This window comes from Flavobacterium sp. PLA-DH12 (assembly GCF_059511845.1).
In genome coordinates, this window is record NZ_JCAMPD010000019.1 from 1 (window position 1) to 5401 (window position 5401).

8 protein-coding genes are annotated in these 5401 nt (G+C 30.4%); 7 read left to right on the forward strand and 1 reads right to left on the reverse strand.

What is annotated here, in order from left to right; translation table 11 throughout:
- Nucleotides 1-269 precede the first annotated feature (269 nt).
- Nucleotides 270-821, forward strand: coding sequence for a hypothetical protein (locus AC5ZCW_RS22340; RefSeq protein WP_343541096.1), 552 nt, complete (start codon nt 270-272; stop codon nt 819-821).
- Nucleotides 822-935: 114 nt separating this feature from the next.
- Here the strand turns inward: AC5ZCW_RS22340 and AC5ZCW_RS22345 are convergent, their stop codons facing one another.
- Nucleotides 936-1352 (reverse strand): helix-turn-helix domain-containing protein, encoded by a 417-nt coding sequence (locus AC5ZCW_RS22345; RefSeq protein WP_496121838.1) that lies wholly within the window; start codon nt 1350-1352, stop codon nt 936-938.
- A 177-nt stretch (nt 1353-1529) separates the two neighbouring features.
- On the opposite strand from AC5ZCW_RS22345, the gene AC5ZCW_RS22350 reads away from it, so the two are divergent.
- The 6 genes from AC5ZCW_RS22350 to AC5ZCW_RS22375 all read left to right on the forward strand — a co-directional run bounded on the left by AC5ZCW_RS22350 (nt 1530) and on the right by AC5ZCW_RS22375 (nt 5125).
- Nucleotides 1530-2861 (forward strand): bactofilin family protein, encoded by a 1332-nt coding sequence (locus AC5ZCW_RS22350; protein ID WP_496121840.1) that lies wholly within the window; start codon nt 1530-1532, stop codon nt 2859-2861.
- Nucleotides 2858-3433: a hypothetical protein gene (locus AC5ZCW_RS22355; protein ID WP_343541100.1), complete on the forward strand. Its 576-nt coding sequence runs from the start codon at nt 2858-2860 to the stop codon at nt 3431-3433. Before AC5ZCW_RS22350 ends, AC5ZCW_RS22355 begins: the two co-directional genes overlap by 4 nt.
- A gap of 15 nt (nt 3434-3448) precedes the next feature.
- Nucleotides 3449-3895, forward strand: a complete 447-nt coding sequence (locus tag AC5ZCW_RS22360; protein WP_496121842.1) for a GNAT family N-acetyltransferase — start codon at nt 3449-3451, stop codon at nt 3893-3895.
- A gap of 86 nt (nt 3896-3981) precedes the next feature.
- Complete coding sequence (locus AC5ZCW_RS22365; RefSeq protein ID WP_496121843.1) at nt 3982-4470, forward strand: hypothetical protein; 489 nt, start codon at nt 3982-3984, stop codon at nt 4468-4470.
- A 38-nt stretch (nt 4471-4508) separates the two neighbouring features.
- Nucleotides 4509-4880, forward strand: coding sequence for a hypothetical protein (locus tag AC5ZCW_RS22370; RefSeq protein ID WP_496121844.1), 372 nt, complete (start codon nt 4509-4511; stop codon nt 4878-4880).
- Between the two features lie 59 nt (nt 4881-4939).
- Nucleotides 4940-5125 carry a hypothetical protein gene (locus AC5ZCW_RS22375; protein ID WP_343541105.1) on the forward strand — a complete coding sequence of 62 codons (186 nt, stop codon included), beginning with the start codon at nt 4940-4942 and terminating at the stop codon, nt 5123-5125.
- The last annotated feature ends 276 nt before the right edge of the window (nt 5126-5401 follow it).

Below are 5401 nucleotides of genomic sequence, written 5' to 3' on the forward strand. Positions count from 1 at the left end.
AATTTCTATCTGAGTCTTTGATAAAAGGGAAGCTAAAGTCTTAATCGAAATATGAGTCTCAAGCTCAGAGGAACGAATAGTTTACTTTTGCTTCCTTTCTCAATCATAAATCTACTTAAAATTAAAAAAACAAATCTAAAGGAGGAACGAGAAATCTCCGCAAGTAACTCTACAAAGATTGGCGATTTTTGTTTTATGCAGATTTACATTTAATTATCTTTTAAACGATTTTGTATATTGGCTAATAATATTCTAAACCTAACAACGGAATGAAAAATCTCCTTATTTTAATATTTATCTCCAATATTTCATTTGCGCAGACTAATGCTTTAAACTTGAAATTTCCAAAAGATCCAAAGATTTCTCAGAAGTTTCAAAATGCAATAGATGAACAAAAAAAACAATTCAATTGGCTTGATGAAAGCAATAAAGAAAAGATGAAAAATCATTCAATGGAATTTATTTTAGATAAAATCGATAATAATCAGGAATATGGGTATTTGTTTGATGCTGAATATTGGATAGCTTTTAATTACGAAAAGATAATTCCACAATTAATAAATCGAATAACAAACAAAAAAGAAGTTGGTCTTGTGAACAGTGCCGATTTGATGATATTTGAAAGAATCGAAAGTGGAGATTTAAAAAGCTATGGGCATGGATTGATAGTAAATGATGATTTATTCACAATTGCTGGAAGAGCAAACAGATTGCTAACAGCTGTAACGGGAGAAAATTTTGGTTCAGTTTCGATGAAATCAACTCCGAAAGATTTACTTATTCTTCAAGAAAAATGGATTGTTTGGTTGAATGAACTTTAAAAAATAGATTTCATAATATAAATGTTTAGGATTTGCTTTACAAGTTAAATTGATAAAAAAACCGAAGCTTTAAATTAAAAACTTCGGTTTTTTTCTTTTTATAAAAATAAATTTCTATTTCTTATCAAGTAACTTCTCCAAAAGCGCTACTTTCTCTTTTTCAGCTTCAATTAATTGTTGGTAAAGTTTTTTATTCTCTTCGTAAGATTCAATAAGTTTATCAATCGGATTAAAAGTACATCCATGACTTATTACTGAAGAGCCAGTATTGTTTTCTATTTCGAAAGTATTCCCAATAATATTAAAAACAGCATCTTCAGAAAAGTTTTTTATTGCTTCAGGTGTGACTCCCAAAGCTTCTGCAACTCTGCTTAGTTTTTCGTCATCAACGTTTTCACTTCCTTCGAGATTAGAAATAGATTGCTGGCTAACACCAAGCGCAATAGCAAGCGCTTCCTGCTTCATATCTCTCAGTTCTCTAATTCGGCTAATGTTTCTACCGATATGTTTTGGTTTTATTGCTGTGCTCATGATTCAAAGATATTTAAAATTCTTTTACATTTTTGGTTTATGCAGAAAACAAGTTTGCAGTTGCAAGTTCTTTTTTGTGGAGTAAAAATACAATTTTTCTGACTATCGAATTGGTTTTGAATTCAGAATTGTGTAATCTTGATATTCAAAAAATCACTTAGATTTAATACCAATAAAATGCAGACTTCGAATTTCAAATTAATTACAATAGCCGAAATCAAGAACAAATATCCTTTTTTAACTGAAGATGAAAAGTTTGATTATTTTGGTGAATGGGAAGACGAGGATTTTTTTCTTACTGCAGAAGAAGATGTCAATTTTGAAAGAAGTTTTTATTTAGATCTTTATGAAAATAAAGAGAAAAAATGGTTGGCCAATTTGCTAAATCTTCCAACTAAAAGTATTGAAGAAATAAGAATTGAAGGCATTTTTATAAATGGAAATTTCTCTGTAAACGGTTCAATTATTAATGCCGAAGGAGATTATGGTCCGTATGTTTTCATTGACGGAAGCGTAAATTGTCAAAGTCTTTTGCTTGGCGGAGCGAATGTTGAAGTAAAGGGAAATGTTACAGCAAAAGAAGTCGTCATGACATATTATAATCACGGAAGTTTCAATTGTTCGGGTTCGATAAATTCACCAGTTTTTATCGTAACAGATCATAATACATCATTTGGGCAAAAGAAAATAGACTTGTTTTATTATAATGACAGAGATGAAATTGATCCGAAAAACGAATGTGAATATGATGATGAAACTGACGATGAGATTATCTCAAACGAACTTCGAAAATTACTCGATAATCCGTTAATTGAAACTTTTGAAGAATTAGAACGAGATTTGGCAAGAGGCGAATTGGTTTTAAAACAAAATAATCCGCCAGCTAAAACTTATGAATATTGGCGCGATCGTGTTTTGGCAAATTATAGAGATCTTAAACTTGTTCCAGAGCAGTTTAAAACCGAAGAGCTTTGCAATTTAGCATTAAATATTACATTTTATGCTTTACCATTTATCAATCAGGATTTAATAACTTCTGAGCTCTGCGAGAAATTAGTGAATAAAGATGGTTTTGCGATTAAGGTAATTCCTGATGAATTTATCACCAAAGAACTTTTTTTTAGAGCAGCTGAAAATGGTACAATGCTGGGATTAATTCCAGAAGATTATTATTCGGAAGAACTAATTCTGTTAGTTTTTAAAAACGGAAGACATGAACCAGATATAAACGATGTTCCTCCTCAATTTATAACAGAAAACCTTCTTGTAGAATATGTGAAAATTGGAAAAGGATTATGGCTCGATCAAGCCTGCGAAGCAAATGGAATTGATAAATTGCAGGTTTTAAAACAAGTAATTGATGCTGGGATAGAATATTTGGAGAATATTTTTGGAAATCATTTCAGCAAAGAAACAGTTGATTTTGCTTTTTCTGTTTATAAAAATCATGAGGAATGGAATAAGTATCTTCAAAAATATAAACAGAAATTTGAACGTCTTGAGAAATGAAAGAGCTATTAATAGAAAGTAAAGGAATAAGAACCAAGGAGTATTTTATACCGCCTTTTGAGTTAAGAGAAGGAGAGCTGGTTGTCTTGTATTTGTATGGTGGAGCTCATTTTCAAGATATTAAAACGGAATTAGTTAATGCTTTTACTGGAAAAATAAAAAATGAAAATGTGATTGTCACAAAGTCGCTGACTTACGTAGATTATTTTAGAGAATCAAAATTTAGAAGATTGTTTTTTCCAATAAAAGTTGGTGAATATTTAAAGAAAAGAGCAAATCTAGAAAGTGAATTTATCCAAAAAATTTATGAAATTCCATGGATTAATAAAAAGACGAAAATAAACGAACTTCACTGGAATTCTAAAAGACTACTTTCATTATACACAACATTGTCTAAAACAAAATATATCGTTTTTGAATTAGCAGGATTAGGACCTGATGATGCAAAAGAAAATTATGATATAGTTAGAAATGAAATTAAAAATGGAGGTGCAGCAATACTGGTTGATTGGGCTGAAGATATGAGAGACAATTGTGATAAGTTTATAACTTTAGAATGGCTATCAGTCTAAATTGATATAGAAATTATGAAATCAAACCAGAAAATAAGAAAAATAGAACCTAAAGATCTAGATTTCGTCTACAAAGCAATCTGCGAACTCGAAAATGAAGTTTTAGATTTTGAAGTTTTCAAAACGATATTCAGTGAAAACATCTTAAATCCAAAAAATCTGTATCTCATTGCCGAAAACGAAAATGAAGGCGTAGGCGTAGGATTTATTAGTTTTCATACTCAAAATCTTTTGCATCATTGCGGATTGGTTGGTGAGATTCAGGAGTTTTTTATTCATCAAAAATATCGTGGTCAAGGCGTTGGACGATTATTAATAAATGAGATTTTGGATTTTTCTGAGAAAAATAATTTGAAAAGTATCGAAGTGACCACAAATAAAAAGCGAGTTGAGAATGTAGCGATTTATGAGAATTTGGGTTTTACTTTGAGTCATAATAAGTTTACGATTTATAAACAATAAAAGTTGAGAAAACTATGAATACAAAACAATGTTGCTTGATTGGGTTAGTCTTTTTTCTAGTCAGTTATTTATTTTTTTCTAAACTTTTGCCAAGTTTAAGCGATTCAGTAGATTTTGCGCATTGGTTCAATTTAATTGGAGCTTGTTTTTTATTGTCATTTAATGATGCATTTCCTAAAAGCAAAATAAGTGCTGTTGCTTCTGTACTGACAACTTTAGGTGTTATTGCCCATATCGGCCTTTGTACAATCGATTTTATCATGTCGAGTTACGGAATTAACGAAATCTCAAAAGAGGGATTAAGTCAGCAAATTAGTAATTCTCCATTGATTTTTTATCCATTTGTGGCTGTTGGTCCGTCTTTGCTTTTTCTTGGTTTGGCTTTGCATGCATTTGCTTTTATAAAAACAGAAACTGTAAAATCTTTAATGGTAATTGCGGGGTCGGTTGCTGTGGGATTTTCTTTTTTTGTTTTGAAAAATGGCGTTTGGATGTTTTTAAGCTGTCTCGTTTTTGTTTTTGGATTAGGATTGTTGCTCTATAAAAATGAAACCAAAAAAGTGCCGAACGAATAAAAATCGTATTTTCGTTCTATAATCTAAAACTTAAAAGATTGAAAAAACATATAAAATACTTAATCGCGCTCTTTCTGACTTTTGTTGTGATTGTGGGCGATGGTACTTTATATTCTCAATCTAAATCGGCAGAATATTACCAATCTTCGTTTGTAATTTTAAGAAAAGAAATAGAGCTTAAAAGTCCTCGTTTATATAAATTGGGACAAGCTGTTTCTTGGAATGAAATAAGATTTTCAAATGTTTTGAATTTTCTCAAAACCGAAACTGTTTTTACTTTTCAAATTAAGAACCTGCTAAAAATTCAAAATCTGCTTCATCAAAATCTAACTTCATTTATAAATCAATCTGTTTTTATAAATGAAATAATCACTTCAAAATACTTCGATAAAAGTTTATACAGCGCTTAAGAAAATTTATTTCTAAGCACAGATGATACAATAATGTCTAATCATTTATCATTTTTAAAATGTATAAACAAAATAAAAATTCTCGCTTGGAGCAATCTAAGCGACCACTTCTTCATTGGGTAAAAAGAAAATTTATAATTATAATAACGGCCTTTATGCTTGGAATGGCAAATGGAATGAATGCCGAAGATCGTTCCGTTAATGGAAGTTTTGTGCAGACAGAACAACAGGATAAGAAGGATTAATCATTTGTTTACGCCGTAACCTTTGTCAAAGTTTAAAACTTTGACAAAGGTTTTTGCGCAATCTTGTCATTTCGACGGAGGAGAAATCTTCGCGAGAAGCTCGGTATAGTATGTTTCCAATCTTTGTAGAGTTACTTGCGAAGATTTCTCCTCCGTCGAAATTGTAAAGGTTAGATATTTCGGTAACAAAATTTAAATTTAATAAATTTTGTTACGATGAGAAATAATAGTCAAGATTGTACATTAGAGAGGAACTATTTAGAGAAGTATCGTTTC